The following is a 25,553-nucleotide window of genomic DNA, read 5'->3' as shown; positions in this document are numbered from 1 at the left end:
AGGCGCCTGCAGCTGGGCAAAGCGCGGCCAGGCTACCGGCAGGTAGCATTTTTTAAATCGATAAGAAAGTGTGTTTCCTTCCGGGGCGGGCTAGGCCAGCTTATCGTAGGCGGGCACCGTCAGAAACTCGGTGAACTGGGGCGGGCTCACCAGCTGATCAAACAGCTGGGCAGCTTCCAGGTAGCGGCCGTTGGTATAGCGCGCCTCTCCTACCAGTTCCCGGATCTTGGCCAGCTGGCCCGGCACCAGGGAGCGGTACAGTTCCAGCGTAACGGGCCGACCGTCCTGCAGAGTCGTGTTGGGGGTATGAATCCACTGCCACACCTGGGCGCGGCTGATTTCGGCCGTGGCCGCATCCTCCATCAGGTTATAGATGGGCACGCAGCCGTTGCCCTGCAGCCAGGATTCAATGTATTGCACCGCCACGTCGATGTTCAGTTTCAGGCCTTCCTCCGTGATAGAGCCGGTAGGGGCCTGGAGCAGGTCGGCGGCCGTCACGCGCAAATCTTCGCGCTTATTGCTGATTTGGTTAGGGCCGGGCATCAGCTCATTGAACACGTCCAGGGCAACGGGTACCAGGCCGGGGTGTGCTACCCAGGTGCCGTCGTGGCCGTTACGGGCTTCCCGCACTTTGTCCAGCCGCACTTTTTCCAGGGCGGCCTCGTTGGCTTCGGGGTTGTTCTTGATGGGAATCTGGGCGGCCATGCCCCCAATGGCGTGCACGCCGCGGCGGTGGCAGGTTTGTACCACCAGCTGCGAGTAGGCCGCCATAAACGGTACGGCCATCGTCACCTCCGCCCGGTTGGGCAGCCGGAATTCCGGCTGGCAGCCCAGGCGCTTAATGTAGCTGAAGATGTAGTCCCAGCGGCCACAGTTGAGGCCCGCGCTGTGCTCACGCAGCTCATACAGGATTTCGTTGAGCTCAAAAGCCGCGGGCAGGGTCTCAATCAGCACCGTGGCTTTGATGGTGCACTTAGCCATTTTCATCGACCACTGCGCAAACCCGAACACATCATTCCACAGCCGGGCTTCCAGGTGACTCTCCAGTTTGGGCAAGTAGTAGTACGGGCCGCTACCCCGGGCGCAGAGCTCGTGGGCGTTGTGAAAGAAGTAAAGCCCGAAGTCGAACAGAGCCGCGCTGATGGGCTCCCCATCTACCAGCACGTGCTTTTCTTCCAGGTGCCAGCCGCGGGGCCGCACCATCAGGGTGGCTACCCGCTCGTTCAGGCGGTATTCCTTCGTGGGCGTAGACAAGGAAATAGTGCCGCGCACGGCATCCCGCAAATTCAGCTGCCCTTGCACCACGTTTTCCCAGGTGGGCGAGTTTGAGTCTTCGAAATCAGCCATGAACACCTTCGCACCCGAGTTCAAGGCGTTGATAATCATTTTGCGCTCCACGGGGCCGGTTATTTCCACGCGGCGGTCCTGCAAATCGGTGGGTACAGGGGCTACCTCCCAGGCCTTTTCCCGGATCAGCCTGGTCTCGGGCAGGAAATCGGGGAGCTTGCCGGCAGCGAATTCACGTTGACGCTCCTCGCGCCGGGCCAGCAAATGCTGCCGGGTTGGGTCGAAGCGGCGGTGCAGCTCGGCCACAAAAGCCAAAGCAGAGGGCGTAAGGATATCGGCAAACTCGACCGAATATGCCCCCAGCACTTTCACTCGTTCGGGGGTCCGATAAGTAGGTAGGGCCGCTACGGGCTGCATTTGGGCAAAAAACGTCATGGGTATCTGGTTGAAAGGGTGAACCATGTTGATACCCAAACATACATAAGCGAATTTTATTAATCAAGCGAATATTCGCTAAAAGATGATAATCGCCAAAAAGTGATACTTTTGTCCCATTCTCTGTTTGTTCAGAGTCCCAGAAAATTCGCTTTTCTTGCACCCTCGCTGCCTGGGGTCTGTTCCCCTCCCATTCCCCCTTACCTATGCTTAGTCACGGACAAGTTGTTCGCTTAATTTTTGGTCTTAAACTGCGGGAGCTGCGTCTGGAACGCGGATTTACGCCGGCGGAGCTAGCGCGTGCCTGTGACGTATCGGTGTCGTACCTCAACGAAATCGAAAAGGGCAAAAAGTACCCGAAGGCGGATAAGATACTGAGTATGAGCAAAGTGCTGGGAGTTTCCTACGACCAGCTCACGTCCCTTACACTTAGCCGCCGCCTGGAGCCTATTTCCGAGCTGCTGCAGTCGGATGTACTGAAGGAGTTTCCGCTGGAGATGTTCGGGCTGGAGCCCATCCGCATCGTGGAGTTGATTGCCGATGCGCCGGCCAAGATGAATGCCTTCATCAGCACCCTGTTCGAAATAGCGCGCAACTATGAACTACGCCAGGAGAACTTTTTTCTGGCCGCGCTTCGCTCCTACCAGGAAATGCACGACAACTACTTTGAGGAGTTGGAACAGGACGTGCACACCTTCGCGGTAGAACGCAACCTCACTACAGCGCCCCCTTTCGACACAGCGCAGCTGGAGAAAGTCTTGTGTGAGGAGTATGGCTACACCGTAGACCGGACCACCCTCGGCGACTATGACTCGCTGGGCCGGCTACGCTCCGTGTACCAGCCCAAGCTCAAGCGCCTGCTGCTGCGGCCGGGCCTCACGCGGGCACAGGAGTCCTTCGTGCTGGCCCGGGAAGTGGCCTTCAACTACCTTGGCATGAAGGAGCGGCCCTACGTGAATGCCAATTTCCCGGTACGCTCCTTTGATGAGGTACTCAACAACTTCAAGGCTTCCTACTTTGCCGGGGCCCTGCTGATGGAGGAAGACAACCTGGTGCGCGACCTGCAGCAGTTCTTTGCCGCCGACCATTGGAACCCCAACAGCCTACTGGACTTGCTCACGAAGTATGGCGTTTCGCCGGAGATGTTCATGCAGCGCCTGACCAATCTGCTGCCCCGTCATTTTGGTTTGCAGAGCTTGTTTTTCCTGCGGTTCGACCAGGCTAAGGCGAATGCCGGCTACCTGCTGACCAAGGAGCTGCACCTTTCCCGCCTGCACAACCCCCACGGCAACGAGCTGCACGAGCACTACTGCCGCCGCTGGATTTCCCTGCGCCTTATCCACGAAAGCCGCCAGCAGGCGTTGCGTCAGGCCCCGGCCTTCAGCATTGGGGCCCAGCGCTCTTTGTATCCCAACGGCGACGAGTACCTGTGCCTGACGCTGGCCCGGGCGGGCAGCGTGGTGGAACCGGCCGTGAGCGTGACGGTGGGGCTGCTCTGCGATGATACCCTGCGCCACAAGGTGCGCTTCCTCGAAGACCCGGCCATTCCGCAGAAGCGGGTAAACGAAACCTGTGAGCGGTGCCAGATTCCGGATTGCGAAGTACGCTCGGCTCCGCCCGTGGAAATTGAGCGGAAGGCCCGCCAGCAAGCCCTGCGGGACGCCATTTCGAACCTCGTAAACGCCGGCTAGCACCTTAGCCAATCCTGCTTAGCCCAGCATCCCTCCTATCTTTGAGGAATGTTGGGCTAATTGCTTTGGTGTGCGTAGTAACGGTTCCCGTCGGCTTGGGCGGAGTTTGTGGGTTGGGGCAGTAGTGGTGGCGGTAATGGCACTTCTGGCTACCGCGGGTGCCTGGTGGCTGCTGTGGCGCCCCAACGTGGCCGCTTCTCCGGAAGGTCCAGCCTATCTGTACATCCGCACGGGCAGCTCATTCAGTACGGTACTGGCTACCCTCAGGCAACAGGAGCTACTCCAGGACCTCCGCTCGTTTGAGTGGCTGGCCCGGCGGCGCGAGTACCCCGAGCGGGTGCGCCCGGGCCGCTACCTGTTCACACCGGGGCTGGGCAACCAGGCCTTGCTGGACATGCTGTTGGATGGACGACAAGATACCGTGCATTTTGAGCTTCAAGCCTTCAAATACAAGCCTCAGCTGGCCCGCCAATTCTCCCGCCAGCTCGAAGCTGACTCTGCCAGCCTGCGCCGGCTGCTAAACGATAATGACTACCTGCAAAAGCGCTACCACCTAGACACCACCACGGTGCTGACGCTTTTCTTGCCCGGCTCTTACCGCCTGCTCTGGACTACCTCGGCCGCAGCGCTGCTGGATACGGCCGCGCGCGTGCATGGCCGTTTCTGGACTCCGCGCCGCCGGGCCCAGGCCGATTCGCTGGGCCTCACGCCAACGGAGGTGCACGTACTGGCCAGCATCGTGCAGCGCGAAACGGCCAAGAAAGAGGATAAGCCCATCATTGCTGGGGTGTACCTAAACCGTCTGCGGCGGGGCATGCGCCTGCAGGCCGACCCCACCCTGTTGTGGGCTATTGGCAACTTTGGCGTCAAGCGCGTGCTTAATAAAGACAAGCTCGTGAACTCGCCTTATAATACCTACAAACACAAAGGCCTGCCGCCGGGGCCCATCACCTCCGCCAACCGCCAAAGCCTGGATGCAGTACTTAAGCCGGCGGCGCACCAGTACGTGTTTTTCTGCGCCCGGCCCGATGGTAGTGGCTATTCGGATTTTGCCGAAACCTACGCCGAGCATAAGCGCAACGCCCGCCGCTACCAGCAGCACCTGGATAGCCTGCGCATTATGCGCTAGTGTTCAGGGAAGAAAGTCGATAGTTGTGGTGCCAGCAACGAAAAGGACCCGGCGCAATCAACTACCTTTGTGCCATTGTCCGCAAATCCGTCTGCATGAGGCTTCCTTACATTTCCGCTTTCTTTTGCTTGCTTACCTCGGCTGCGGTAGCCGGGGGCTTCGAAACTGGTCCGCAAGGAGCCCGGCTGCTAGGGCTGGGCGGCGCCGCCACGGCGCTGGCCTACCATCCGGCGGCGGCATTTTACAATCCCGGGGCGCTGGGGATGCGCGACTCGCTCCTGCGCATTAGCGTAGGAGGCATGGCTCAGGCCCGCCGCACGTCGTTTCTCTCCACCAACACGCGCCGCAAAACTTTCCAAGACATGACGCCGGTGCCCTCGGGCTACCTATTTGCCTCGCGCTACCTGGGCAAGGGCATTTCGGCTGGGCTGAGCGTGACTACCCCCTTCGCATATGATACCAGCTGGCCCCTTTCCTGGGAGGGCCGTAGCGTAGTGCAGCAGTCCAGCCTCTATACCGTGCAGGTGCAGCCCACGGTGGCCTACGCCATCAGTGAGAACTTTGGCGTGGGTGCCGGAGCCGTGTTCACGCACGGCCGGGTACGGCAGCTGCGCGCGTTAGGCCAGTTTGGGGCTTTCAATGCCGATGCTGAATACAAGGGCAGTGCCAACGCCATGGGCTTCAATGTGGGTATCTACGGTCGCTCTTCCGAGGATTTGTCGTTTGGCATTAGCTACCGTTCGGGCATGCGCCTCCAGGTGAAGGATGGCACCGCCACTTTCCGCAATGTACCGGAAACCGACGCTGGCCGCTTTACCAGCAGCAACCATATGGAAACCGACGTGTACCTGCCCGGAACCCTGTCGGTTGGCCTGGCGAACCGGATAACGCCGAAGCTCAACCTGTTGTTTGACTTTACCCTGACCAACTGGACAAAGACGGACTCCGTCACCTTCCGGTTTGCCAACAGCCAGGCCGCCCGGGCCTCCCAGCCCCGGCGCTACGAAGACGCCATGGCCTTCAAAATAGGCGCCGAATACCAGCTCGACCCCAAAACTGCCCTGCGGGTGGGCGTGCTCTACGACGAAAGCCCGCTGCGGGATGAATACGTAGCCCCCGACCTCCCCGATGGGAATAAGCTGGCGGGCTCCCTGGGTTGCTCTTTTGCCATGGCGCCCAAGGTCAACCTGGACCTGGCTTACCAGTTTGGGGTGCTGGCCACGCGCACGGCCCGCGACAACCAGGCCCAGGAGCAAACGGCCAACATCATTGGCACGTACCGCACGTTTGTGCACACGGCCGCCGTGGGGCTGTCGTATTCGTTTTAAATCCCTGACGGCCAGCGCCTGCCTCCGGCAGGCGGGGCCTTTTCTTTTGTCTGTGAAACGTTCTTCCCTTTCTTTTTCACGCCTGTTACTGGCACCCGTGCTGGCCTTCAGCGCCTGTGTCCCCGATCAGACGGAGCCCACGCCCAGCGCTGGTTCGCTGGATATGAGCCGTTACGTGGCCGTAGGAGGTTTGTATTCTGCCGGCTTCAGCAATGGCGGCGTTACGTCCTTAAGTCAGCGCTACTCTTATCCCAACATGCTGGCGTATCAGTTCTCGCTGGCGCAGCCGGGCATCTCCTTCTTGCAGCCCCTGGTGGAGGGCACCGCGGGCACCGGCTACCTCAAGCTGCAGAGCATTTCGGCGCTGGGCGTTCCAGTTACGGAGCAAGTACCGGCGGCGCGCACTACCATTCGGGCCAAATATGGAATTGCCAACAGCTGCGGTACTACCGATACCACCTACCTGTATAGCCGGGCGCAGGGACTGAGCCTGCCCAATAACCTCTCCGTGCCAGGTTTGCGGCTCACACAGATTGCCACACCCGGCCTGGGCCTGGAAGCCAACGCCGCAACCGGCGCGCCCTTCAACAGCTACTTTGAGCGGCTACTGCCCGCCAGCGACTCGCGCTCCTACCTGCAGGCCGTAAGTGAGAACAAGGCCACCTTCTTCACCGCCATGGTGGGCCTGGAAGATTTGCTGCCCTACGCGCTGAAAGGTGGGGAGTGCACCCAGCGGCCGACCAGCACGAGTAATGACCTCATCATTGCGAACCTGAGCGTGCTGCTCGATGCCCTCACGGCCAATAACCGGCCAGGTGCCGTAGCAACCATTCCCAGTCTGAAGACCCTGCCCTACTTCCAGTTAGGAGCAGGCGACAAAGTGCAAAACCGCGCCCGCACTGCTACTGGCAACAGCCAGATCGTAGTGTACATCATTTCTTCCCTAACCAACGAAGCCCGGCCCATTACGAATGATGATATTGTTTTGCCAGCGTACCTGGAGCTGGTAGGCCAACCGGTAACGTACACCAACCCCGACGGTACCCAGGAAACCCTGCTATATGGCATGGATGCGCGGGCGCCTATCGCGCGGGCGCAAGTGCTGGACGCAACCGAATTCGGCCGGGTAGATCCGATTATCGGCAGGGTAAACGCCGCGCTGAAAACCCTAACCGACCCCAAGACCGGCAAATACAAAGTTGCTTTGGTTGATGTCAATCAACTGTTTATCAACGTGAGCGGCGTAAGTGGCGCAGGCGGCGTGAGCGGGGGCGTCAACATCAACGGGGTGGAATACTCCGGCGACCCGGTGCGGGGCAACTTCTTTTCCCTGGACCTCTACTCCCTTACACCGCGTGGCAACGGATTGGTGGCGAATGAGTTTTTACGCCAGATCAACAGCTACTACCGGGCTAATTTGCCCCTGTTGGATGTGAACACCCTCCCGACTACTTCGCTGCCGGATTAGCTAAAAAATACATTCCAAATCAGTATCACAGTCCGGGCCGCTCTACATGGAGCGGCCTGTTCTGTTAGTTGGCAGGTGCAAGCTGCATGATGGTTAGCTGGGCTGGTGCGGAGGCCGCCTGCTGCTGCCGCGCCAGGGTTTCGGCATAAGTAGCGCCCGTAAACTCGGAATGCTCCAGAAACAGCAGCGAGGAAGTGAGCATCGGCTCCGGGAAAGTAGCCAGCTTGCGGTTGTTTTCCAGCCCGGTAAATTCATCCACGCCCGTAACCAGCCGGTAGCCATCCAGCAGCACGTAGGTAATGCCGGCGCGGCGGGCCTCCTGCAGCTGCGCCAGCGTATGCACGTTGTAGACCTCAATGCCGGCCGGGCGTGCAAACGGCGCCACGCCCATTCCCACGGTGCTGGCCACACGCTGCACCTTGTGCTGGCGCAGCCAAGCTACTACCTGAGGGTAGGACGTGGGCGCGTAGCGGTAGATTTCCTGGGGTAAGCGGTAAAGGTTCCAGCCGGCGGCAGCCAGCAGCAGGCCCACGAGGATGGAGCCGCTCTGCCGTAGGCTCACGCGTTGCAGCCCCTGCTGGAGGGCCAGCACCCCAAGCACGGTAAACAACCCTTCGGCAAAGAGCAAGCCCCGGGGTGCTTTCAATAGCAGCGACATGCCGGCCAGAAACAGTCCCGCCCAGATGCTCAGATACCCGGCCGGCGTCCAAGGCCGGGTACGCACCCAGCTTCCCCAGGCAAACACCGGCGTAGCCAGCACGCCAAGCCACACCAGCGGGGAGCCAAACTCCCAGAGAAAACGCGGGTAGTAGCCCAGATCAAGCCGAAAATTGCCGCTGCGATGGGCCGCGTTAGCCACGGACGGGAACAGGATACCCGCGTAGGCAGCCTCCCAACGATACACCGGTAAACCGGCCATCAGCCAGCCTACCAGCCCCAGGAGTACGTACGGAGCACTCAGCACCACCCCTACCCGCAGCAGGTTGCCGCGCTGCCAGAGCAGGCCGTCTCGCTGCAACCCCTCAAACACGGCCAGGATTGGCAGCACCAGCAGAAACCGGTACTGAAAAAGCAGGCCAATGGCCAGCCACAGCGCTGCCCGAAGCAGCGTTTGGCGGCTGGGTTGACCTAGGCGCTGGTAATAGGCCTGGAGTAGCCCCACAAAAGCCAGCAGTCCGGCAGAGCTGATGGTGAAGTCGCGGCCGGAAAAGGTGAGCAGCAACGAGGTGCCTACTACTAACGCCAACAGAGCTACCACCACGGAGGGCAAGGCATCTACCCGCCCCACAAAGGCCGCCAGCCAGCCCACCGCCGCCACCGCCAGCAGGGCATTTAGGTACAGGAACACGTGAAAATCGGGGTGCAGGGCCGCCACGGGAGCATAGAGCAGGAAGAAGCCCGGGCTGGCGTGGTGAAACAGGTGCTGCCAGTTGCCACCGGCTATTTCCTGCACAATCAGCCAGTTACGCACCGAGTCGTAGTCAGGAAAGGCGGCAACGGAGAGGCCGTGCAGGCGGACGGCAGCCAGCAGCGCCAGAGCCGGCAGCAGCCAGGGCCAGGTTTTCGGCCAGAATTTGTCGTTTTTCGCGGCGGGCATGCAGGTAAAATCAGCCCACGAAGTACGACAAAAACCCACTACTCTGCCGTTTCCCTATGCGCACAGTTATTCAGCGGGTAAGCCACGCCCAGGTTACGGTGGCCGGACAGCTCACCGGCCAGATTGGCCCCGGCCTGCTGGTGCTGGCCGGGTTCAGTCCCGACGACGATGCACAGGCTCTGGGCTGGATGGCCCGCAAGCTGGTGCAGCTGCGCATCTTCTCCGATGAGGAAGGCAAGATGAACCGGTCGGTCCAGGATATTGATGGGCAGATTCTGGTGGTAAGTCAGTTTACCTTGCTGGCCGACGCCCGCAAAGGCAACCGCCCCAGCTACATTGGGGCCGCGCCCCCGCCCGTGGCTATTCCGCTCTACGAGCAGTTTGTGCGGGAAGTAGCGCAACTGCTGGGTAAGCCCGTGCCCACCGGGGAGTTTGGCGCCGATATGCAGGTGGAGCTCCTCAACGACGGCCCCGTGACCATAGTGCTGGATTCGCCCACTGCGTAAGCCCCGCCTTCACCCCACTTCCCCTTTTTCCTTCTCCTTTCCCAGCTTTTATGACCATCGACGAAGCCCAGCAAACCGTTGACCAGTGGATTCAGACAACCGGCGTCCGGTACTTCAATGAGCTAACCAACATGGCTATGCTCACGGAAGAAGTAGGCGAAGTAGCCCGCATTATTGCCCGCCAGTACGGGGAGCAGTCCTTCAAAGCCTCGGACCGCGACAAGGTGCTGGCCGATGAGCTAGCCGACGTGCTCTTTGTGGTGATTTGCCTGGCAAACCAAACCGGCGTGAACCTCACCGACGCGCTTCAGCGCAACCTGGCCAAAAAAACTCAGCGGGATGCCGACCGGCACCAGCAAAATGAAAAGCTGCGCTAAGCGCGGGTAAGCAGCTGCGCAACGTTTGGCCGCCGCTAGTGCATTACCTCGTTCACCAGTCGGTCGGTGCGCCACAGGGGCAGTGTGTGCGGGTAGGCATCCAGCTGCAGGCAGAAGACAAAGTCCTTGTTGGCCTCCAGGGAGTTGAGGCGCCGTACGTGGGATGACTGGAGCAGGTAAGCCGGTAAATCGGCCTCGGCCCGCTCCCACAGATGCAGGGCGGCCAGGGTGGCGTCGGAGCTAGTTACGTCGAAGCCGCTAGCGGCCAGCCGCGCGGCCAACGCCCCACCGAATACGGTATCCTCCAGGCAAAACTGGCCTTTCCAGCCGGCACACACAACCAGCACATCTTTTTGCTGGGCTTCGGCAAACTCCACCACGGCCTGCAGGTTCAGGAACGCGCCCACCACCACTGCATCGGCCGCCAGGGAGCGGCGCAGGGCGTGGGTGCCATTGGTCGTACTAATGGCCACGGCCCGGCCTTTCACTTCTACCACGCCATCGAGGTAGCCAAAGGGGGAATTGCCCAAATCAAATCCGGCGGCGGCGCGGCCATCCCGCTCGGCGGCGGTAAGGCAGCCGTGCTGCTCCCCCAGGGCCCGGCACTCAGCCAGCTCCGCTACCGGAAACACATGGGTAACGCCATTGGCCAGAGCCGTAACAATACTGGACGTAGCCCGCAGGATATCTACTACTACCACTACTTTGCCAGGCAGGTGGTACAGAGCCAGCAGCTCCGGGGAAAAACAAAGGTCGACTTGGGGCATCAGGTACTAACAGTAAGCGGCAGGATAGGCCGGCCGCGAAACGCATACGGGATGAGCGGGTTTTTAAACGAAATGCCAGCCGCCAGCCCAAAGCCGACAGCTGGCACTCTATCACAACTTGTCCGTTATTCTTCCGTGCCTTTCACGAAGGGCAGCTTGGTGATGGTAGCCGGCAGGTTTTTGCCGCGCACTTGCACAAACACTTTGCTGCCGGGCGCACTCAGCTCCGTGGCTACGTAGCCCAGCCCAATGCCTTTGCTCAAACTCGGCGACTGAGTGCCGCTGGTCACCTCGCCTACCTTCTCGCCGGCTTCGTTCACCAGGTCATAATGCGCGCGCGGAATGCCGGGGCCGTCCATAAGGAAGCCCACCAGCTTGCGCTGCACGCCCTGCTCCTTTTGTTGCTTGAGGGCAGCACTGTGCACAAAGTCTTTCGTGAACTTGGTAATCCAGCCCAGCCCGCCTTCCAGGGGTGAGGTCGTATCGTTGATGTCGTTGCCGTAGAGGCAGAAGCCCATTTCCAGGCGCAGGGTGTCGCGGGCGCCCAGGCCAATGGGCTTGAGGCCGTAGGGCTGGCCAGCTTCCAGAATCTTGCTCCAGATAGCGTGGGCCGATTCGTTGGGAATGTACAGCTCGAAGCCGCCCGCGCCGGTATAGCCCGTGGCGGAGATAATCACGTTAGGCTGGCCGGCAAACGTACCCTGCACGAAGGAGTAGTACGGAATGCTTTTCAAATCTACGTCGGTGAGGCTCTGGAGTGCGTCGGCAGCCTTGGGGCCCTGCACGGCAAACAAGCTCAGCTGGTCCGATACGTTTTCCATATCGGCCTTAAACTCCTGGTTGTACTGCTGAATCCAGCTCCAGTCCTTGTCGATGTTCGAGGCATTGACCACCAGCATATAGTCTTCGTCGGCGAGCTTATACACCAGTAAGTCGTCGACGATGCCGCCCTGCTCGTTGGGCAGGCAGGAATACTGGGCTTTGCCATCGGTAAGCTTGCTGGCATCGTTGCTGGTCACGCGCTGAATCAAGGCCAGGGCCTGCGGGCCGCGCACCCGAAACTCGCCCATGTGCGACACATCGAAAATGCCCACGGCGCGGCGCACAGTGTGGTGCTCTTCGAGGTCGGAGGAGTAACGAACGGGCATGTTGTAGCCGGCAAAGGGCACCATCTTGGCGCCTAGTTGCTGGTGCACGTCGTTGAGAGCAACGGTTTTGAGGTCTTCAGCCATGAGCAAACGGGTGGTTGGGTGGAAATAGTGGGGCCGTTACCGCAACAACTCGGCTCCGGTAACAACGCGGCGAAATTAGCCAAAACCCTTGGGCCATCCGCGCACCGGCCCGGAACCTTATCTTTGCCGAGGAGCTTAGTACTGTTTTGGCCTCTCTCCGCCAGCTCCCTGTCATATACATGCTCGACGAAATAAAACAAGACTTTGAAAGTGCTTTGGTTAAGCACGTACTCTTTAAATCCAAGCTCCGCTCCTTTCTGCACGGTACCAAAAACGAGGAAAGCCCCATCCGCGACCCGGAGGTTTGCAGCCTGGGCCAGTGGATCCGGGGCACGGCCCTCACCAGATATGCCCACCTGCCCGAAGCTCATGAGCTGGACCGGCAGCACCAGCTGGTGCACCGTGTGGCCAATGAGCTGATGGACCTGCACCTGGCTGGGCACACCGAGCAGGCCTTGGCCGGCTTTCCCACTATTCAGCACATCAGTGACCAGATTACCGTGCTTCTACAAACCATGCAGCAAAAGCTACGTAACGGCGCCTAACCTCGATACGCAGGTCATCCTTGGGCACTTAGCGGCATGAAGCCTACCCTCGCAACCAAAGTCTTTGCCGGTTTCCTGGCAATTTTTCTTCTGTTTACGGCCGTAGTGGCGGTAAACTACCAGCTTTCCCGTAAGGTGCTGCGCAACCTGGAGCGCGTAGAACGCTCCCAGCGCGTAACGTCCGACGCTACCTCGCTGCTGCGCAATATTATTGACATGGAGTCGGGGTTTCGGGGCTTTATGCTTATCGGCAACGAAACGATGCTGGTGCCCTATTACCAGGGGGAGCGGGAGCTGCTCTCGCGCTTTTCCCACCTCAAAAGCACGCTCAACCCCGCTGGCCGTCAGTATGCCCGCCTGCAGCGCATCCAGCGCCTATACCAGCAATGGTCGGCTTACTCGCACCTGCTGATTGCGGAAAAGCGCGACGCCACCCGGCGCATTCCCAACCAAAGCGGCCTGGAGGGCATGGAGCACCGGGGGCTGATGGAAACCCTTTCGGGCAAGGAGCTGACTGATGAAATTCGTACGATGTTCCGCAGCTTTGACCGCGCCGAGCTGGCCGACCGCGACGAGCTACGCGAAAAGTTGGCTGCCAGCATCCGCGAAACCCGGGTGCTTTCTATTGTCATCACGCTACTAGCTATTGTTCTGGGGTTGCTATGGGCCTATTACGTCACCCGGCTCTTTGCCCGCCGCATCGGCAACATGGTGGCCCTGGCTACGCGCCTGGCCGGGGGCGACTATAAAACCCGCATCGACGACACCGCCCACGATGAGCTGAGCGAGCTGGCTACTTCCCTCAACGTTATGTCGAATACCATCGACACCACCGTAAGCCAGCTGGAAAACCGCAACCAGGAGCTGGACCAGTTTGCCTACGTGGTGTCGCACGACCTGAAAGCTCCCCTGCGCGGCATCGAAAGCGCCTCACGCTGGATAGAGGAAGATATGAACCAGGACCTACCCGAACACATCCGGGAGTTTCTGCAGCTGATGCGCACCCGCGTACACCGCATGGAAAACCTGATTACCGGCATTCTGGACCTGGCGCGGGTGGGCCGCACCCGGCACGTGCAGGAGCGGGTGAGTGTGCGGGAGCTGCTCAACGAAACAGTGGACATGCTGAGTTTGCCGCCGGGCTTCCGCATTGAGCTGCCACCTTATCTGCCCACGTTGTTTACTTCGCGGGTGGAGCTGCAGCAAGTGTTTAGCAACCTGCTCAGCAATGCCCTCAAGTACCACCACCAGCCAGAAAAAGGGTGGGTCCGCATCGGCTGCACCGAGCACCGCGCCCACTATACCTTCACCATCGCCGACAACGGCCCAGGCATAGCCGCCGAATACCACGAACGAATCTTCGTCATTTTCCAGACGCTCACCGAGCGCGACACGCTGGAGAGCACCGGCGTGGGCCTGGCCATTGTCAAGAAGATCGTGGAGCGACAGGGCGGCACCATTCTGGTAGAATCGGCCGAGGGCAAGGGGGCGCGCTTTATTTTCACTTGGCCCAAGGTCAGGGAGATACGCCCTGAGGCTACCCCGGCCCCCACCGTAGCAGTGGCCTAAAGTATTCGGTAGCCGTATAGGTTTTGTTCCCCCTCAACTCAACGTGCTGTCTTAGCCGTTTTTTGTATGTCTGACTCTGCTTCTGAACCTAGTATCCTGCTCGTCGAGGACGACCAGATGGATATCATGAATGTGCAGCGCGAGCTACGCAAGCACAACATCGACGTTCCCCTGCACATTGCCCGCAATGGCCGGGACGCCCTGCAGCTGCTGCGCGGCGAAAACGGGCAGCCCCCAATCGCCAAGCCCAGCGTAGTGATGCTGGACATCAACATGCCCCGCATGAACGGCCTGGAGCTGCTGGAAGCCTTGCGCTCCGACCCCGATTTTGTGGGCCTGAACGTGTTTATCATGACGACCTCCGACCTGGAAAATGACCGGCTCAAAGCCCGCGACCTAGCCGTGAGCGGCTACATCATCAAACCACTGAACTTCGATAAATTCGGGGAAGGCGGCTCGACGGTAGATGGCTTTAGTTTGTTCTTGGATTTGCTGCAGCTCAAAGACAAATCGCACTAGCCACTGTGGCGTGGCCAACTAAAGTCCCTACTGCTTTTATGGGTCTACAGCAGCCGAAACCCCATTCGGTGATGCTTGGTTGGACCCAGCGCGCGGATGGCCGCGCGGTGCTGCGCCGTGGGGTAACCCGCGTTCTGCTCCCACTGATATCCTGGATATTCTGCTGCTAGGGCGTGCATACGCTCGTCGCGGAAAGTCTTGGCCAGTACGGAGGCCGCGGCAATACTCTGGAACTTACCATCGCCCCCAATATGGCAGGTATGCGGCAGGGTGCTATGGGGCTTAAACCGGTTGCCATCCACAATCAGATGCGTGGGCTGTACGGCCAGCGCATCCACGGCGCGGTGCATGGCCAGGTAGCTGGCCTGGGCAATGTTTAGCTCGACAATTTCCGCTAGCGAGGCTTCGGCCACGGCCCATGCCACGGCTTCCCGGCAGATTTGCTCCCGGGCTCGGTCACGCCGCCGGGCTGTCATCTGCTTGGAGTCGTTGAGGTAAGCGCAGGAAAAATCGGGCGGCAGGATCACGGCCGCCGCAAACACAGGACCGGCCAGACAGCCTCGCCCGGCTTCGTCGAGGCCGGCTTCCAAAGGCTGGCCAGAGAAAGAGGAAAGCAGCATCACGCCCGCAAAGGTAAGCACCAAGACAAGCCAAAAGGCCTCCCCGGCAGCAGTTGCAACCGGAGAGGCCTTTTGTATGCTGCTCAGGGGCAGCCAAATTTATTGGTGCGAGGGTCGCGCCGCCTAATGACGCCCAGCCGTGCTGCCCGCTTCGTCGGGGCCCGACTCGCCGCGGCGGTGGCCCTGCTTGTCGCGCGGGCCTTCGTCGAGGGCTTCGTCTTCGTCGGTGGTGATGTATTCGTTGGTTACCGGGCCCAGGCCGCCGGTATGCTGTGCCAGCTCACTTTCGGCTTGGGCATGCTTTAAGTTGAAGAGCGGGTCGCCGACTTCGGTAGCCGCTGGTTTCTTGGGTTGGTTAGCCATATACACTAGAAAAGCGGCCGGAATGTGAACGGCCGGTCTGGTATGGTACGGCAGGTTCCGGGCCCAGGTTGAGGCACCGTAGATCCGGCCCGATACCCTATTATTGCAGCAGCGGCAGTAGCTTGCCCGTTGGCGCTGCACAAGCCGTTCTGCCGGTCTGGCGTTTATCTCCTGCTGTCTTGCTATGTCAACCTCCCCTGCTCCCGACGAAACGCACAACCCCTGGCAAGTGCTGGGCTCGGAAATAAAGTACCAGAACCCCTGGATCCGGGTGCGCGAAGACCAGGTCATCAACCCGGCCGGCAACCCGGGCATTTACGGAGTGGTTTCCATGAAAAACAAGGCCTTGGGCATTATCCCGGTTGATGCGGAAGGCAACACCTGGCTGGTGGGGCAGTACCGCTACGCCCTGAACGAGTACTGCTGGGAAATACCCATGGGCGGCGGCCCCGTGGAGCTGGACATTCTGGAGTCGGCGCAGCGGGAGCTGCGCGAGGAAACCGGGCTGCTGGCGGCGCGCTGGACCAATATTGCCCGGCTGCACACCTCCAACTCCGTGACCGACGAGGAAGGCTTTGTGTTTTTGGCAGAGGAGCTTACCCCCGGCCCTACCGAACACGAAGAAACCGAGCAGTTACACCTCTGGAAGCTGCCGCTGCGCGAAGCGGTAGAAATGGCCATGAACAACCGCATTACCGATGCCATCAGCGTAGCCGGGCTGCTCAAGGCCGAGCGGTATTTGCAGCAGCGCGTAGCGGCCGGTTAGAAACTAAGGCATCTTCCTTTATTCTTCATCCAAGGAGCTGTTATTCTGCATTCATTTGCCAACCTGCTACCTTTGCCCATATGCGTCAAGTGCTTCGTTATATCGGACACCGCCTGTACACCAGCTGGAGCACCTTCTGGTTTGTGCTGCCTTTTGCGGTAACGTACCCGGCCCAGCTACTCCTGAGTAAGAAGCCGCAGGGCCACCGCCACCTGCACCGCATCAACCGTCTCTGGTCCATCTTTTCCCTGGGCATGTGGGGTGTGCCGGTTCGGGTGCAGGGGCGCCAGCCTCGCCCCACCGATCCGCCCTGCGTATATGTGGCCAATCACAGCTCCTATATCGATATTCTGCTCCTGTTCAAGGCCATTCCCGGATTTCTGAACATCATGGGTAAAAGTGCCCTGGCTGAAGTGCCTGTGTGGGGGCCAATATTTGGGCGCACCTACATTACCGTTAATCGGGAAAGCGCCGTGAGCCGGGGCCGCTCCATGGTGTATGCGCGCCAAAGCCTGGCGCAGGGCCGTTCCATCGTTATCTTTCCGGAGGGTACTATTTCCCGCAAACCGGGAGAGGAAATGATGCCGTTCAAAGACGGGGCCTTTCAGCTGGCTATTGCCGCCGGGGTGCCCATTGTGCCCATTACCATGCCCCTGAACCACCGGTTTATGCCCGACGTGGCCGGCACGCTACGGGTGCGCTATTCGCCTTTACAGGTGGTCTTTCACGAGCCGATTTCGACGCAGGGCCTCACCCAGGCCGATGCCCCCCGCCTTCGTCAGCAGGCCTATGAGGCTATTGCCAGTGCTTTCCTGCCCGAAGCAGCTGGTATTCCGGCCCCTTCTTTCTGGCCCATTTTTGCCCACCGGGCATCCCAGCCAGCCAGCCAATAACCCGGCTGATTCGTTTCTTTGTATTTCACTCCTGCTGTTTCTTCTGTTTTGAGCACCGACCTGACCACCCTTCGCCAATTGGCCCACCTTGCCCGCCTGGAGTTTGACCCAGCCAAAGAGCAGCAAATGCTCGGCGACCTGAATAAAATTCTGGACTGGGTCGACCAGCTGCGGCAGCTCGACACAACGGATGTGGAGCCCCTCGTTCACCTGTCGCACGAAATCAACGTGCTGCGCCCCGATGAGGCCCACAACAGCATCAGCCACGCCGATGGGCTGCGCAATGCCCCGCGCAAGGACTCCGATTACTTCCGCGTGCCCAAAGTGCTGGAATAGCTTGCGCCCACCTTCCCTGAATGCTGCCTCCCAGCCAGCGCGCTTTCCCCTGCCGTTGGCCGCGCTGGTGCTGCTGCTGGTGCTGGTAGGCTTTGCCGCTGGCTGGCAATACGTAGCCGGCCCCGAGGCCACCCTCCCGCTGGTCACAGAAACTCAACTGGCCCCGGTACCACTAGAGCTAGCCCAGGTGCCGGTAGGTACAGCCCGCCTGCCGGTATCGGTAAACGGGTACGCCCTCACCGAAACGTATACCGTAGGAGGGCCCCTTATCCGCCCGGAAGCGGCGGCGGCCCTGGCCTTGGTACTGGGATTTTGCCTGGTCTATGCCTTAACGTTCATCAGCTTTCTACCTCGACTTAGTTTCGCCATTGGCATGTCGGCGGTGATTTTCCTGCTGATGTCGCTGAACCTTGATGCATTGGGGGTTTTTAATGACACGAAGCAGTACTTCTTACTACTCACGCTGGTACTGCTCGTGGGCTCGGCCTACGGGTTTCACGCATTTTTCCCCCAGGTTTCCAGCCCCCTGCGCCTGCTGTGGTTTGGGCTACTAGTAAGCGGGCTTAGCGCCTTCCTGCTCGTAGCCGGGGCAGCTCCGGCTCCACTGGCAGCCCTGCATATAGCAAGCTATGCCACCCAAAGCGGTACCATAGCCATAGCGCTGTGGGTACTGTGGGCCGGCATTGAAAACATTCGGCTGCTACTCTGGCTGAACACTCAGGCCGAAAATCCGCAAAGCCGTTTTGGTTTATGGCCTTTTCTGCTGGCCAGCGGCCTGTATCTGACCGTGCTGGCGTTGTACTACTTCTCCAATGGAGACGTGGAGTTGCTGCCCGGCCTCCGCCTCGACCCGTACCTGCTGTTGCTGTTGGCTACAGCCGTTGGCGCGGCAGGTATGGCTCAGCGTCACTCTACGCTTCGTGCCTGGGTGCCAGCAAAGGCTACTCCTTATCTTCTGGGCGTACTTGCGGCCTACGCCGGTGCTACGCTGGCCTATGCCTTTGCTACCCAGAACGACCCCATCATTGAAGCGGGCCGGTATTTTACCGCCACCTCTTTCCTGGTGCTGGGCGTAGCGTTTCTGCTCTACATACTAGTGAACTTTGCGCCGCTTATCCGTCAGAAGCTGCGGGTGTACCGGGTGGTATTTGAGCCCCGTCGGCTGCCTTTTTACGTGGTATACCTGTTAGGTATTGGCTGCATTGGGGCTATTCTGCTCCGTAATAGGCTTGATTTGTATTACCGGGCCCAAGCCGGCTACTACAACCAGCTAGGCGACCTTACACGCTGGCAAAGTGAGCAGCAGCCTGCCGCCGATGCCCTGGCTCTGCTGGCCGAGCGGTACTACGCCGAAAGTGACTGGATGGACCGTTTCAACCACAAAGCCAGCCTGGGCCGGGCCGCCTTGTACCGCAGCCGCACGCAAAGGCAAAACGAAATCAACGCCCTGCGCCGGGCTCTTAGCCGGGCTCCCTCGGAAAAGATTTCCCTACGGCTGGCTTCCCTATTCAACACACCCGCCGACTTTTTTGAGCGCCAGCGCACCCTCTGGGCCGGGCTGCGGGCCACTCCCGGCAGCGTGCCTCTCGCCAGTGAACTGGCCGAGCTCTACACTCGCTCGGCCCTCACCGATTCGGTACAATACTACCAGCAGCAAGCCCTGAAGGAAGAGCCAAAGAACGAGGTTCTCCGCAGCAACCAACTGGCTTTCCTGGTGCAACAGCAACGCTGGGCCGAGGCCCGGTCATACTTACAAGAGCCGGCAAAGTCCGAGGCCTTCCGCAGCAATCAGCAGCTGGTAGCCCTGGTGCAACGCACTCAGCCAGCCCCTGCCCCGGCTTCCACAGACACAGCGCTAACGCCGGGGTCTTTTGCTTTGCTCTACCACTCGGCTTTACTGCGGGTCCGGAACCGGGATACCACCCTGCTTCCTACCTTGCGCCGCTTACCGCGCTACACCACCAACGCCCCATACGCCGAGCAACTGCTGTTTCTGCAGGCCCTGACGCAGCAATACGGGGGACGCCCGGCATCGGCCCAGAACACGCTTATTCCGCTGGCTACAGCGCAAAGCCCGAGTGCTGCCTACTATCAGCAATTGCAGGGCCTATGGCTGCTGGAACAAGGAGCGGCTCCGGCAGCGGCAGCCCGCCTGAGCCAGGCGGCAGAGCTGGACCCCAGAACGGGCCAGCTTGCCCGGGCTTATGCCCTGGCATTGGCCAGCCAGCCCGACTCAGCCCGACAAGTTGCGGCCCGGGCAGTTGCCGACCCCACTGTAGCCTTGCAGGCCCGGCGGCTGCTTACCACTCTGCGCTACACCCCGGCGGCCGCTATGCTGGCCCCCGACTCCAGCAAGGTAGATTACCTCGTTCTGCTAGGCCGAAGCTTACCGGGCGTGGCGCGGGCGGCTATTGCCACCAGTGTCCGCCAGCCCGCTTTGCGGCGGCAGGCGGCCTATGCGCAGGCGGTAGCAGCTTGGGCACAGAGTCAGGTGGCCGAGGTTGAGGAACTCGTAGCGGCGGCCGCCCCCCCCGTAAGCACGCGTAGCACTCAGGCCTCTGCCTGGAATGTTCTGCGAGGGCATGTACTGGCCCAGCAGCAGGATCTGACGGAGCTGCGCCGATTCCTGAGCCAGGCCTATTTCCAGGGACTCGATGTTGGATATGCTACCTATTTCCGCGCGCTGGTAGCGTCTGGGCCCACCCAGGCCGATGCGCTGTATCAGCAGGTAATCCGGGAAGCGCCGTACGTAGAGCAAGGCTTACTGGCTGCGGCCCGGTTTTACCAGCAGCGCCGACAGCCCCTGGCGGCTTACCAGGCCCTGTTGCGCGGCATTGAATATAACCCGGAGTCGATACCGTTGTTGAAAGGCTATATCTTGGCGGCGTTTGCAGCCGGGTTGCCTGACTACGCTCAAGAGCCTTTACGCAAGCTCCGTACATTGCTTTCCCCTCAGGAATACGCTATCTTTCACAGCCAGCCTGGGGTTGCGCGTCCGGCTCCCCTCGCCCCCTCCTGGAACTAACTTCACCGGTTATGCTGCCTCCCGTTATTGAAACCACTGACATTTCGAAGGTATACCAGATGGGAGCCGAGCGTATTCATGCGCTGCGGTCGGTGTCCATCACCATCCAGCGCGGCGAGTACGTGGCTTTTATGGGCCCGTCGGGTTCCGGCAAGTCTACCCTGATGAACATTGTTGGCTGCCTCGATACTCCCAGTGGGGGCCAGTACATCCTGAACGGGAAAGACGTCAGCCACATGACGGACAACCAGCTGGCCGATGTACGTAACAAAGAAATCGGCTTCGTTTTCCAGACCTTCAACCTGCTGCCCCGGGCTACGTCCCTCGACAACGTAGCCCTGCCCCTGATTTATGCGGGCTACGGCAAAGCCGACCGGCAGGAGAAAGCCATGCAGGCCCTGCGCAGCGTGGGCCTGGACACGCGGGCCAAGCACCGCCCCAACGAGCTGTCGGGCGGGCAGCGCCAGCGCGTAGCCATTGCCCGCGCCCTGGTCAACGACCCCAGCATCATCCTGGCTGATGAGCCCACCGGCAACCTCGACACTAAGACGAGTCATGAAATCATGGACTTGTTTGAGGCCCTGTATGCCAAGGGCAACACCATCATCATGGTAACGCACGAAGAGGACATTGCGCACTATGCCCATCGCATTGTACGGCTGCGCGACGGGTTGGTGGAGTCCGATCAGCCTAACCTCAATGTAACTACTCACCACCTTTCCTACACGGAGCAGTAGCCCCATGCGGCCCGGCAGTGCGCACCACTGACGACGGCACGCGGGCTTTTCCCCCTATGAAAATTTACACCAAAACCGGTGACAAGGGCCTTACCTCACTTATTGGAGGCACCCGGGTTTCGAAAGCCAGCCTGCGCATAGAATGCTATGGCACGGTCGATGAGCTTAACTCCTACATCGGCCTGGTGCGCGACCAGCCCGTGAATACCGCCCGCCGCGACCTGCTCAAAGAAGTGCAGGACCGCCTGTTCACCATCGGCGCTACGTTGGCCTCCGACCCCGAAAAGTCCCGGATGAAGGTACCCGATTTGCATGCTCAGGACGTAACCCTGCTGGAAGAGCAGATGGACCGCATGAACGAACAGCTACCCGAGCTGCGGGCCTTTATTCTTCCCGGTGGTCATCAGGCCGTATCGTTTGCGCACGTGGCCCGGTGCGTGTGCCGCCGCGCCGAGCGACTGGTAGTTGCCCTGCAGGAGGATGTACCCGTGGCCGAACTCGTGCCCATCTATTTGAACCGCCTCTCCGATTATCTGTTTGTGCTCAGCAGGCTGATGACGGTAGAACTCGGTGCCGAAGAGGTTACCTGGCAACCGCGCACCTGATTGCGGCCACCCGCCTTTCCCACCCCACTCTTTTTGCATACCCAGTTTCTGTTTCCTATGCTCGACACCCTATCGATTCGGACGCAGCGCACGACGGCCTCCCGCCTGTCGCAGCTCGACCCTGAACACATTGAGTTTGGTAAAATTTTCGCCGACCACATGCTGGTGGTCGATTATCGTGATGGGGAATGGCAGGAGCCTCAGATCCTACCCTACGGCGAAATGACGGTTAGCCCGGCTAACTCGGCTTTGCACTACGGTCAGGCCATTTTCGAAGGCATGAAGGCCTACAAAAACGCGGAAGGCGAAATTGCGCTTTTCCGGCCGCTCGACAACCTGCACCGCCTCAACGCTTCGGCCGAACGGATGTGCATGCCACACGTGCCCGAGGAGGTGTTTATGCAGGGGCTGGCGCAGCTCATCCGCCTCGACGCTGACTGGGTACCCAATGCCCCCGGCAGTGCCCTATACATCCGCCCATTCATGTTTGCCACCGATGGGTTTATCGGCGTACGGCCCTCGGAAAGCTACCGATTCGTCATCTTCACCTGCCCGGTGGGCCTTTATTACAATAAACCCCTGCGGGTGCGCTTCGAGCAGAAATATGTGCGTTCGGCGGAAGGTGGGGCCGGGTTTGCCAAGAATGCCGGCAACTACGGCGCGGCCATGTATCCCACCCGCCTGGCCCAGGAAGAAGGCTACAACCAACTGATCTGGACGGATGCTTCCGAGCACCAGTACGTAGAAGAGTCCGGCACGATGAACGCCATTTTCGTGCTGGATGGCCGCCTCGTAACGCCCGCGCTCAGCACCTCGATTCTCGATGGCATCACGCGGCGCAGCATCCTGCAGCTGGCCCGCGACTGGGGCATGCCAGTTGAAGAGCGCAAGGTCTCCATCTTTGAATTGCTGGAAGCACACCGCGCGGGCAAGCTAGAGGAAGCCTTTGGCGTAGGAACGGCCGCTACCATTGCCCCCATGGCCACTATCGGCTACCAGGGCGAGGACTTTGAGCTACCCGTTGCTGGCCCCGACGCTTTTTCCAAGCGTGCTTCAGCGGCTTTACACGCCATCAGAATCGGGGAAGCCCCCGATGAGCACCGCTGGATGGTGCGCATTTAAGAAAAGTCGTTGCTTGCCAGAAACGCCCGTTATCGGTCTGCTGCCGGTAACGGGCGTTTGTCTATCGTTACTTTTGCTAATCTCATCACTCACACATTTTACTCCATGACCTACGAACAGGTGAAGGAATTGAAGGGCCGCGCTGAGGCCCTGAGGAGGTATCTTTGACTACGATGCCCGAAAAGAACAAGTCATTGAAGCCGAAGCGCGAACCACAGCGCCCGATTTCTGGGATAATTCCAAAGCCGCAGAAGCCGCGCTAAAGGAAATCAAAGCCCTGAAAACCTGGACCGATGATTTTGAAACGGTGCAGCAGGCAATAGCTGATACGGAGGTGTTGTTTGACTTCTATAAAGAAGGCGACGTTACCGACGCCGAAATGCAGGCCGACTTCGACGCCACTCAGCGTAAAGTCGAGCAGCTAGAGTTCAAGCGCATGCTGTCGGATGAGGAAGATCAGCTTTCTGCCATCATCGAAATCAACCCCGGAGCCGGGGGGACCGAAAGCCAGGACTGGGCGGAAATGCTGATGCGCATGTACATCATGTGGGCCGAAAAGCACGGTTTCGGGGTACGCCAGATCAGCTACCAGCCCGGCGAAGGCGCTGGTATTAAGTCGGCCTCCCTTGAAATCGACGGGGACTTCGCTTATGGCTACCTCAAAAGCGAGATTGGCGTGCACCGGCTCGTGCGCATCTCGCCCTTCGACAGCAGTGGCCGCCGACACACCTCGTTTGCTTCCGTGTTTGCCTACCCGGTCATCGACGATACCATCAACATCGAAATTAACCCGGCCGACATTTCCTGGGACACGTTTCGGGCGGGTGGTGCCGGTGGGCAAAACGTTAATAAGGTAGAAACCGCGGTGCGGCTTACCCACGCCCCTTCCGGTATCATCATTGCCGTGCAGATTGAGCGGAGCCAGCTCATGAACAAAGAGCACGCGCTCCGGATGTTGAAGTCGAGACTCTACCAGATAGAAATGGATAAGCGCCACGCCGAGCGGGATAAAGTGGAAGCCACCAAAAAGCGCATCGACTTTGGCTCCCAGATCCGCAACTACGTGCTTCACCCCTACAAGCTCATCAAGGACCTGCGCACCGGCATCGAGCGCACCGATGTGCAGAACGTGCTGGACGGCGACCTGGATGAGTATATCAAAGGCTATTTGATGCAGAGCTAGTTCACGGCATGCTACCTGATCTAAACTTGCACGATAAAAAAAGACCGTCATTAGCTGACGGTCTTTTTTTATTAAAGCACATCCCGGTTAGGGGTTAGCAACATCCCACTGCTTTTCTGCGAACGGGCGCTCCATCCGGTTGAACAGCTTAAACGGCGGCGCGGTGTATGCTAGGGTAACGCCGGGTGCCGGGGCCGCATTCAAGCGGTTTAAGCGGCGCAGATCTACCCACCAGTGGCCTTCGTAGAACAATGAGTAACGACGCTGACGCAGAATCTCCTCAATATAGCTGTTCTCGTTGTCGCCTAGCTCAGCGGCAGTGCGGGCAGGCAGTCCGCCAGCCTGCGTACGGATAACGTTGATATCCTCCAACGCGCCCGCGAAGTTGTTGGTACGGGCCCGGGCTTCGGCAGCAATTAGAATCAGTTCCTCGTTGCGGATAATGTCGATGGGTGCCGTGCCCGAAGTGTATACCAGCGCATCATAGTTGGCGGTGATGCCACCTACGGTGAATGCCTGCGGGTCCGTGCGGCGCGGCATCTTACTTAGTCGCCGGTCGTTGGGCTCGGCTTCGTTCACCACGTTATCAGGCACGGTCACCAGCGTCGAGGGGCGGGCGTTGGCCTGCTGGGCGTAGGGGTTGCCTACGTCGCCGGCCGTAGTGGGGCTGAACGTAATCTTGGGACCCAGCGTCAGGCTGGCCGTCCGGCTGTAGAAAGAAGCCTCCAAGGCTGCCAGTGCCCCCGCGTTGTCGCCCTGATAAAGCGCTACGCGGGCAGCCAGGGCCCGGTTGAACTTGCGGAATGTAGCCGGGGTATCGAAGCCAGTGAAACCGCCGGAAAGCTGGAAGGGAAACTTTTCGCTGGCGTTACTCAGGTCCTGATCAGCCTGGTCCAGCAGCTTGCGGATATCGGTCAATCCCTCAGCCTGCGACACAAACGGGCCTGGCCGGCGGATGTCATCCAGGTTGATGCGGATGCCGTTCTCGCCTTGCAGATTGAGCAGATGCAGCTTGCTTAGGGCCTCATACGTGCGGCTAAAGCCCGAAATGGCCAGCTTCTGGGGTGCTGACACCACCTGCGAGTTTTCAGCCGACAGCCGTAGCACACGGGCCGCCCGGCCTACCCGGGCAAAATCGGTGTATTGCTCGTTGTAAAATGCACCATCGTCGAGTACGTCAATTGATGAGGTACCGCGGCGGCCCTGCAGTTCCGCGTACCAGCGGCTTTCCGTTGTAGCAAGCACGGTGACCTCCCGGCCCAGCGTACCCACCACTTGGTTATAGGAGCTGTTATTGGCGTGCCCCAGGCGCAGGGAGGCCTCAGTGCCTACGGCCAGCGCGTTGAGTTGCGGCAGCGAAGCGTTGGTGAGTACGCTCTCGATGCTGGCGTTGTTGGGGTCCGATACCGGCTCAATTTCCATGAAGCCGCAGCCATTCAGGCTAAGCATCGTT

At 59.8% G+C, this 25,553-nt stretch carries 24 protein-coding genes; 17 read left to right on the top strand and 7 right to left on the bottom strand.

The window, feature by feature from the left end:
* Positions 1 to 90: 90 nt before the first annotated feature.
* On the bottom strand, positions 91 to 1,722 hold the full coding sequence (aceB, locus tag FY528_RS12340) for a malate synthase A (protein ID WP_149071328.1): 1,632 nt from the start codon (positions 1,720 to 1,722) through the stop codon (positions 91 to 93).
* Positions 1,723 to 1,928: 206 nt separating this feature from the next.
* On the opposite strand from aceB, the gene FY528_RS12335 reads away from it, so the two are divergent.
* The 4 genes from FY528_RS12335 to FY528_RS12320 all read left to right on the top strand — a co-directional run bounded on the left by FY528_RS12335 (position 1,929) and on the right by FY528_RS12320 (position 7,338).
* Positions 1,929 to 3,413 (top strand): helix-turn-helix domain-containing protein, encoded by a 1,485-nt coding sequence (locus FY528_RS12335; protein WP_149071327.1) that lies wholly within the window; start codon positions 1,929 to 1,931, stop codon positions 3,411 to 3,413.
* A gap of 136 nt (positions 3,414 to 3,549) precedes the next feature.
* Positions 3,550 to 4,542, top strand: coding sequence for an endolytic transglycosylase MltG (gene mltG / locus FY528_RS12330; protein ID WP_149071326.1), 993 nt, complete (start codon positions 3,550 to 3,552; stop codon positions 4,540 to 4,542).
* Positions 4,543 to 4,637: 95 nt separating this feature from the next.
* Positions 4,638 to 5,870 (top strand): OmpP1/FadL family transporter, encoded by a 1,233-nt coding sequence (locus FY528_RS12325; RefSeq protein WP_149071325.1) that lies wholly within the window; start codon positions 4,638 to 4,640, stop codon positions 5,868 to 5,870.
* 52 nt (positions 5,871 to 5,922) lie between these two features.
* Complete coding sequence (locus FY528_RS12320) at positions 5,923 to 7,338, top strand: hypothetical protein (RefSeq protein ID WP_149071324.1); 1,416 nt, start codon at positions 5,923 to 5,925, stop codon at positions 7,336 to 7,338.
* Positions 7,339 to 7,402: 64 nt separating this feature from the next.
* On the opposite strand, the gene FY528_RS12315 is transcribed toward FY528_RS12320, so the two are convergent.
* Positions 7,403 to 8,935 carry a hypothetical protein gene (locus FY528_RS12315; RefSeq protein WP_149071323.1) on the bottom strand — a complete coding sequence of 511 codons (1,533 nt, stop codon included), beginning with the start codon at positions 8,933 to 8,935 and terminating at the stop codon, positions 7,403 to 7,405.
* Between the two features lie 56 nt (positions 8,936 to 8,991).
* Between FY528_RS12315 and dtd the strand changes: the two genes are divergently transcribed.
* Together dtd and FY528_RS12305 are read left to right on the top strand one after the other, a co-directional pair.
* Complete coding sequence (dtd, locus tag FY528_RS12310) at positions 8,992 to 9,441, top strand: D-aminoacyl-tRNA deacylase (protein ID WP_149071322.1); 450 nt, start codon at positions 8,992 to 8,994, stop codon at positions 9,439 to 9,441.
* 50 nt (positions 9,442 to 9,491) lie between these two features.
* On the top strand, positions 9,492 to 9,818 hold the full coding sequence (locus FY528_RS12305; protein WP_149071321.1) for a nucleotide pyrophosphohydrolase: 327 nt from the start codon (positions 9,492 to 9,494) through the stop codon (positions 9,816 to 9,818).
* A gap of 35 nt (positions 9,819 to 9,853) precedes the next feature.
* On the opposite strand, the gene FY528_RS12300 is transcribed toward FY528_RS12305, so the two are convergent.
* Both FY528_RS12300 and gcvT read right to left on the bottom strand, forming a co-directional pair.
* Complete coding sequence (locus tag FY528_RS12300) at positions 9,854 to 10,585, bottom strand: 2-phosphosulfolactate phosphatase (protein WP_149071320.1); 732 nt, start codon at positions 10,583 to 10,585, stop codon at positions 9,854 to 9,856.
* A gap of 125 nt (positions 10,586 to 10,710) precedes the next feature.
* Complete coding sequence (gene gcvT, locus FY528_RS12295) at positions 10,711 to 11,817, bottom strand: glycine cleavage system aminomethyltransferase GcvT (RefSeq protein ID WP_149071319.1); 1,107 nt, start codon at positions 11,815 to 11,817, stop codon at positions 10,711 to 10,713.
* Positions 11,818 to 11,996: 179 nt separating this feature from the next.
* Here gcvT and FY528_RS12290 point away from each other — a divergent pair, with 179 nt between their 5' ends.
* The 3 genes from FY528_RS12290 (at position 11,997) to FY528_RS12280 (ending at position 14,450) form a co-directional block, all read left to right on the top strand.
* Positions 11,997 to 12,362 (top strand): CZB domain-containing protein, encoded by a 366-nt coding sequence (locus tag FY528_RS12290; protein ID WP_149071318.1) that lies wholly within the window; start codon positions 11,997 to 11,999, stop codon positions 12,360 to 12,362.
* 36 nt (positions 12,363 to 12,398) lie between these two features.
* On the top strand, positions 12,399 to 13,931 hold the full coding sequence (locus FY528_RS12285; RefSeq protein ID WP_149071317.1) for a sensor histidine kinase: 1,533 nt from the start codon (positions 12,399 to 12,401) through the stop codon (positions 13,929 to 13,931).
* A 66-nt stretch (positions 13,932 to 13,997) separates the two neighbouring features.
* The gene (locus FY528_RS12280; protein WP_149071316.1) at positions 13,998 to 14,450 is read left to right on the top strand and encodes a response regulator; all 453 of its coding nucleotides are present in this window, start codon (positions 13,998 to 14,000) and stop codon (positions 14,448 to 14,450) included.
* Between the two features lie 44 nt (positions 14,451 to 14,494).
* Here the strand turns inward: FY528_RS12280 and rnhB are convergent, their stop codons facing one another.
* Positions 14,495 to 15,070: a ribonuclease HII gene (gene rnhB, locus FY528_RS12275; protein ID WP_149071315.1), complete on the bottom strand. Its 576-nt coding sequence runs from the start codon at positions 15,068 to 15,070 to the stop codon at positions 14,495 to 14,497.
* Positions 15,071 to 15,193: 123 nt separating this feature from the next.
* Positions 15,194 to 15,433, bottom strand: coding sequence for a hypothetical protein (locus FY528_RS12270; protein WP_149071314.1), 240 nt, complete (start codon positions 15,431 to 15,433; stop codon positions 15,194 to 15,196).
* Positions 15,434 to 15,617: 184 nt separating this feature from the next.
* On the opposite strand from FY528_RS12270, the gene FY528_RS12265 reads away from it, so the two are divergent.
* From FY528_RS12265 to prfB, 8 genes are all read left to right on the top strand, one after another.
* Entirely contained in the window at positions 15,618 to 16,199 is a 582-nt protein-coding gene (locus FY528_RS12265; RefSeq protein WP_149071313.1) for an NUDIX domain-containing protein, read from the top strand.
* A gap of 80 nt (positions 16,200 to 16,279) precedes the next feature.
* A complete protein-coding gene (locus FY528_RS12260; protein ID WP_149071312.1) occupies positions 16,280 to 17,092 on the top strand; it encodes a lysophospholipid acyltransferase family protein in 813 nt (270 codons plus the stop codon).
* A gap of 48 nt (positions 17,093 to 17,140) precedes the next feature.
* Complete coding sequence (gatC, locus tag FY528_RS12255) at positions 17,141 to 17,428, top strand: Asp-tRNA(Asn)/Glu-tRNA(Gln) amidotransferase subunit GatC (RefSeq protein WP_149071311.1); 288 nt, start codon at positions 17,141 to 17,143, stop codon at positions 17,426 to 17,428.
* Between the two features lies 1 nt (position 17,429).
* On the top strand, positions 17,430 to 20,453 hold the full coding sequence (locus FY528_RS12250; RefSeq protein WP_149071310.1) for a tetratricopeptide repeat protein: 3,024 nt from the start codon (positions 17,430 to 17,432) through the stop codon (positions 20,451 to 20,453).
* Between the two features lie 11 nt (positions 20,454 to 20,464).
* Positions 20,465 to 21,190, top strand: a complete 726-nt coding sequence (locus tag FY528_RS12245) for an ABC transporter ATP-binding protein (protein WP_149071309.1) — start codon at positions 20,465 to 20,467, stop codon at positions 21,188 to 21,190.
* Between the two features lie 56 nt (positions 21,191 to 21,246).
* The gene (locus FY528_RS12240) at positions 21,247 to 21,795 is read left to right on the top strand and encodes a cob(I)yrinic acid a,c-diamide adenosyltransferase (RefSeq protein ID WP_149071308.1); all 549 of its coding nucleotides are present in this window, start codon (positions 21,247 to 21,249) and stop codon (positions 21,793 to 21,795) included.
* 57 nt (positions 21,796 to 21,852) lie between these two features.
* Complete coding sequence (locus tag FY528_RS12235; protein WP_149071307.1) at positions 21,853 to 22,917, top strand: branched-chain amino acid aminotransferase; 1,065 nt, start codon at positions 21,853 to 21,855, stop codon at positions 22,915 to 22,917.
* A 105-nt stretch (positions 22,918 to 23,022) separates the two neighbouring features.
* Positions 23,023 to 24,100 (top strand): peptide chain release factor 2 gene (gene prfB / locus FY528_RS12230; RefSeq protein ID WP_149071306.1). Its coding sequence is split into 2 segments (ribosomal slippage): positions 23,023 to 23,082 and positions 23,084 to 24,100, totalling 1,077 coding nucleotides; the frame shifts between segments, so codons are not numbered across the junction.
* Positions 24,101 to 24,187: 87 nt separating this feature from the next.
* On the opposite strand, the gene FY528_RS12225 is transcribed toward prfB, so the two are convergent.
* The gene (locus tag FY528_RS12225; RefSeq protein ID WP_262383988.1) at positions 24,188 to 25,549 is read right to left on the bottom strand and encodes a RagB/SusD family nutrient uptake outer membrane protein; all 1,362 of its coding nucleotides are present in this window, start codon (positions 25,547 to 25,549) and stop codon (positions 24,188 to 24,190) included.
* Between the last annotated feature and the right edge of the window lie 4 nt (positions 25,550 to 25,553).

This window comes from Hymenobacter lutimineralis (assembly GCF_008271285.1).
Lineage (GTDB): Bacteria > Bacteroidota > Bacteroidia > Cytophagales > Hymenobacteraceae > Hymenobacter > Hymenobacter lutimineralis.
Note: the sequence above shows the minus strand (reverse complement) of the source record. Positions and strands in the feature narration are given on the sequence as shown.

Coding starts and splice junctions, on each gene's coding strand:
- aceB (WP_149071328.1), bottom strand. CDS start 1,722: ATGACGTTTTTTGCCCAAATGCAGCCCGTAGCGGCCCTACCTACTTAT.
- FY528_RS12335 (WP_149071327.1), top strand. CDS start 1,929: ATGCTTAGTCACGGACAAGTTGTTCGCTTAATTTTTGGTCTTAAACTG.
- mltG (WP_149071326.1), top strand. CDS start 3,550: ATGGCACTTCTGGCTACCGCGGGTGCCTGGTGGCTGCTGTGGCGCCCC.
- FY528_RS12325 (WP_149071325.1), top strand. CDS start 4,638: ATGAGGCTTCCTTACATTTCCGCTTTCTTTTGCTTGCTTACCTCGGCT.
- FY528_RS12315 (WP_149071323.1), bottom strand. CDS start 8,935: ATGCCCGCCGCGAAAAACGACAAATTCTGGCCGAAAACCTGGCCCTGG.
- dtd (WP_149071322.1), top strand. CDS start 8,992: ATGCGCACAGTTATTCAGCGGGTAAGCCACGCCCAGGTTACGGTGGCC.
- FY528_RS12305 (WP_149071321.1), top strand. CDS start 9,492: ATGACCATCGACGAAGCCCAGCAAACCGTTGACCAGTGGATTCAGACA.
- FY528_RS12300 (WP_149071320.1), bottom strand. CDS start 10,585: ATGCCCCAAGTCGACCTTTGTTTTTCCCCGGAGCTGCTGGCTCTGTAC.
- gcvT (WP_149071319.1), bottom strand. CDS start 11,817: ATGGCTGAAGACCTCAAAACCGTTGCTCTCAACGACGTGCACCAGCAA.
- FY528_RS12290 (WP_149071318.1), top strand. CDS start 11,997: ATGCTCGACGAAATAAAACAAGACTTTGAAAGTGCTTTGGTTAAGCAC.
- FY528_RS12285 (WP_149071317.1), top strand. CDS start 12,399: ATGAAGCCTACCCTCGCAACCAAAGTCTTTGCCGGTTTCCTGGCAATT.
- FY528_RS12280 (WP_149071316.1), top strand. CDS start 13,998: ATGTCTGACTCTGCTTCTGAACCTAGTATCCTGCTCGTCGAGGACGAC.
- rnhB (WP_149071315.1), bottom strand. CDS start 15,070: ATGCTGCTTTCCTCTTTCTCTGGCCAGCCTTTGGAAGCCGGCCTCGAC.
- FY528_RS12270 (WP_149071314.1), bottom strand. CDS start 15,433: ATGGCTAACCAACCCAAGAAACCAGCGGCTACCGAAGTCGGCGACCCG.
- FY528_RS12265 (WP_149071313.1), top strand. CDS start 15,618: ATGTCAACCTCCCCTGCTCCCGACGAAACGCACAACCCCTGGCAAGTG.
- FY528_RS12260 (WP_149071312.1), top strand. CDS start 16,280: ATGCGTCAAGTGCTTCGTTATATCGGACACCGCCTGTACACCAGCTGG.
- FY528_RS12245 (WP_149071309.1), top strand. CDS start 20,465: ATGCTGCCTCCCGTTATTGAAACCACTGACATTTCGAAGGTATACCAG.
- FY528_RS12240 (WP_149071308.1), top strand. CDS start 21,247: ATGAAAATTTACACCAAAACCGGTGACAAGGGCCTTACCTCACTTATT.
- FY528_RS12235 (WP_149071307.1), top strand. CDS start 21,853: ATGCTCGACACCCTATCGATTCGGACGCAGCGCACGACGGCCTCCCGC.
- FY528_RS12225 (WP_262383988.1), bottom strand. CDS start 25,549: ATGCTTAGCCTGAATGGCTGCGGCTTCATGGAAATTGAGCCGGTATCG.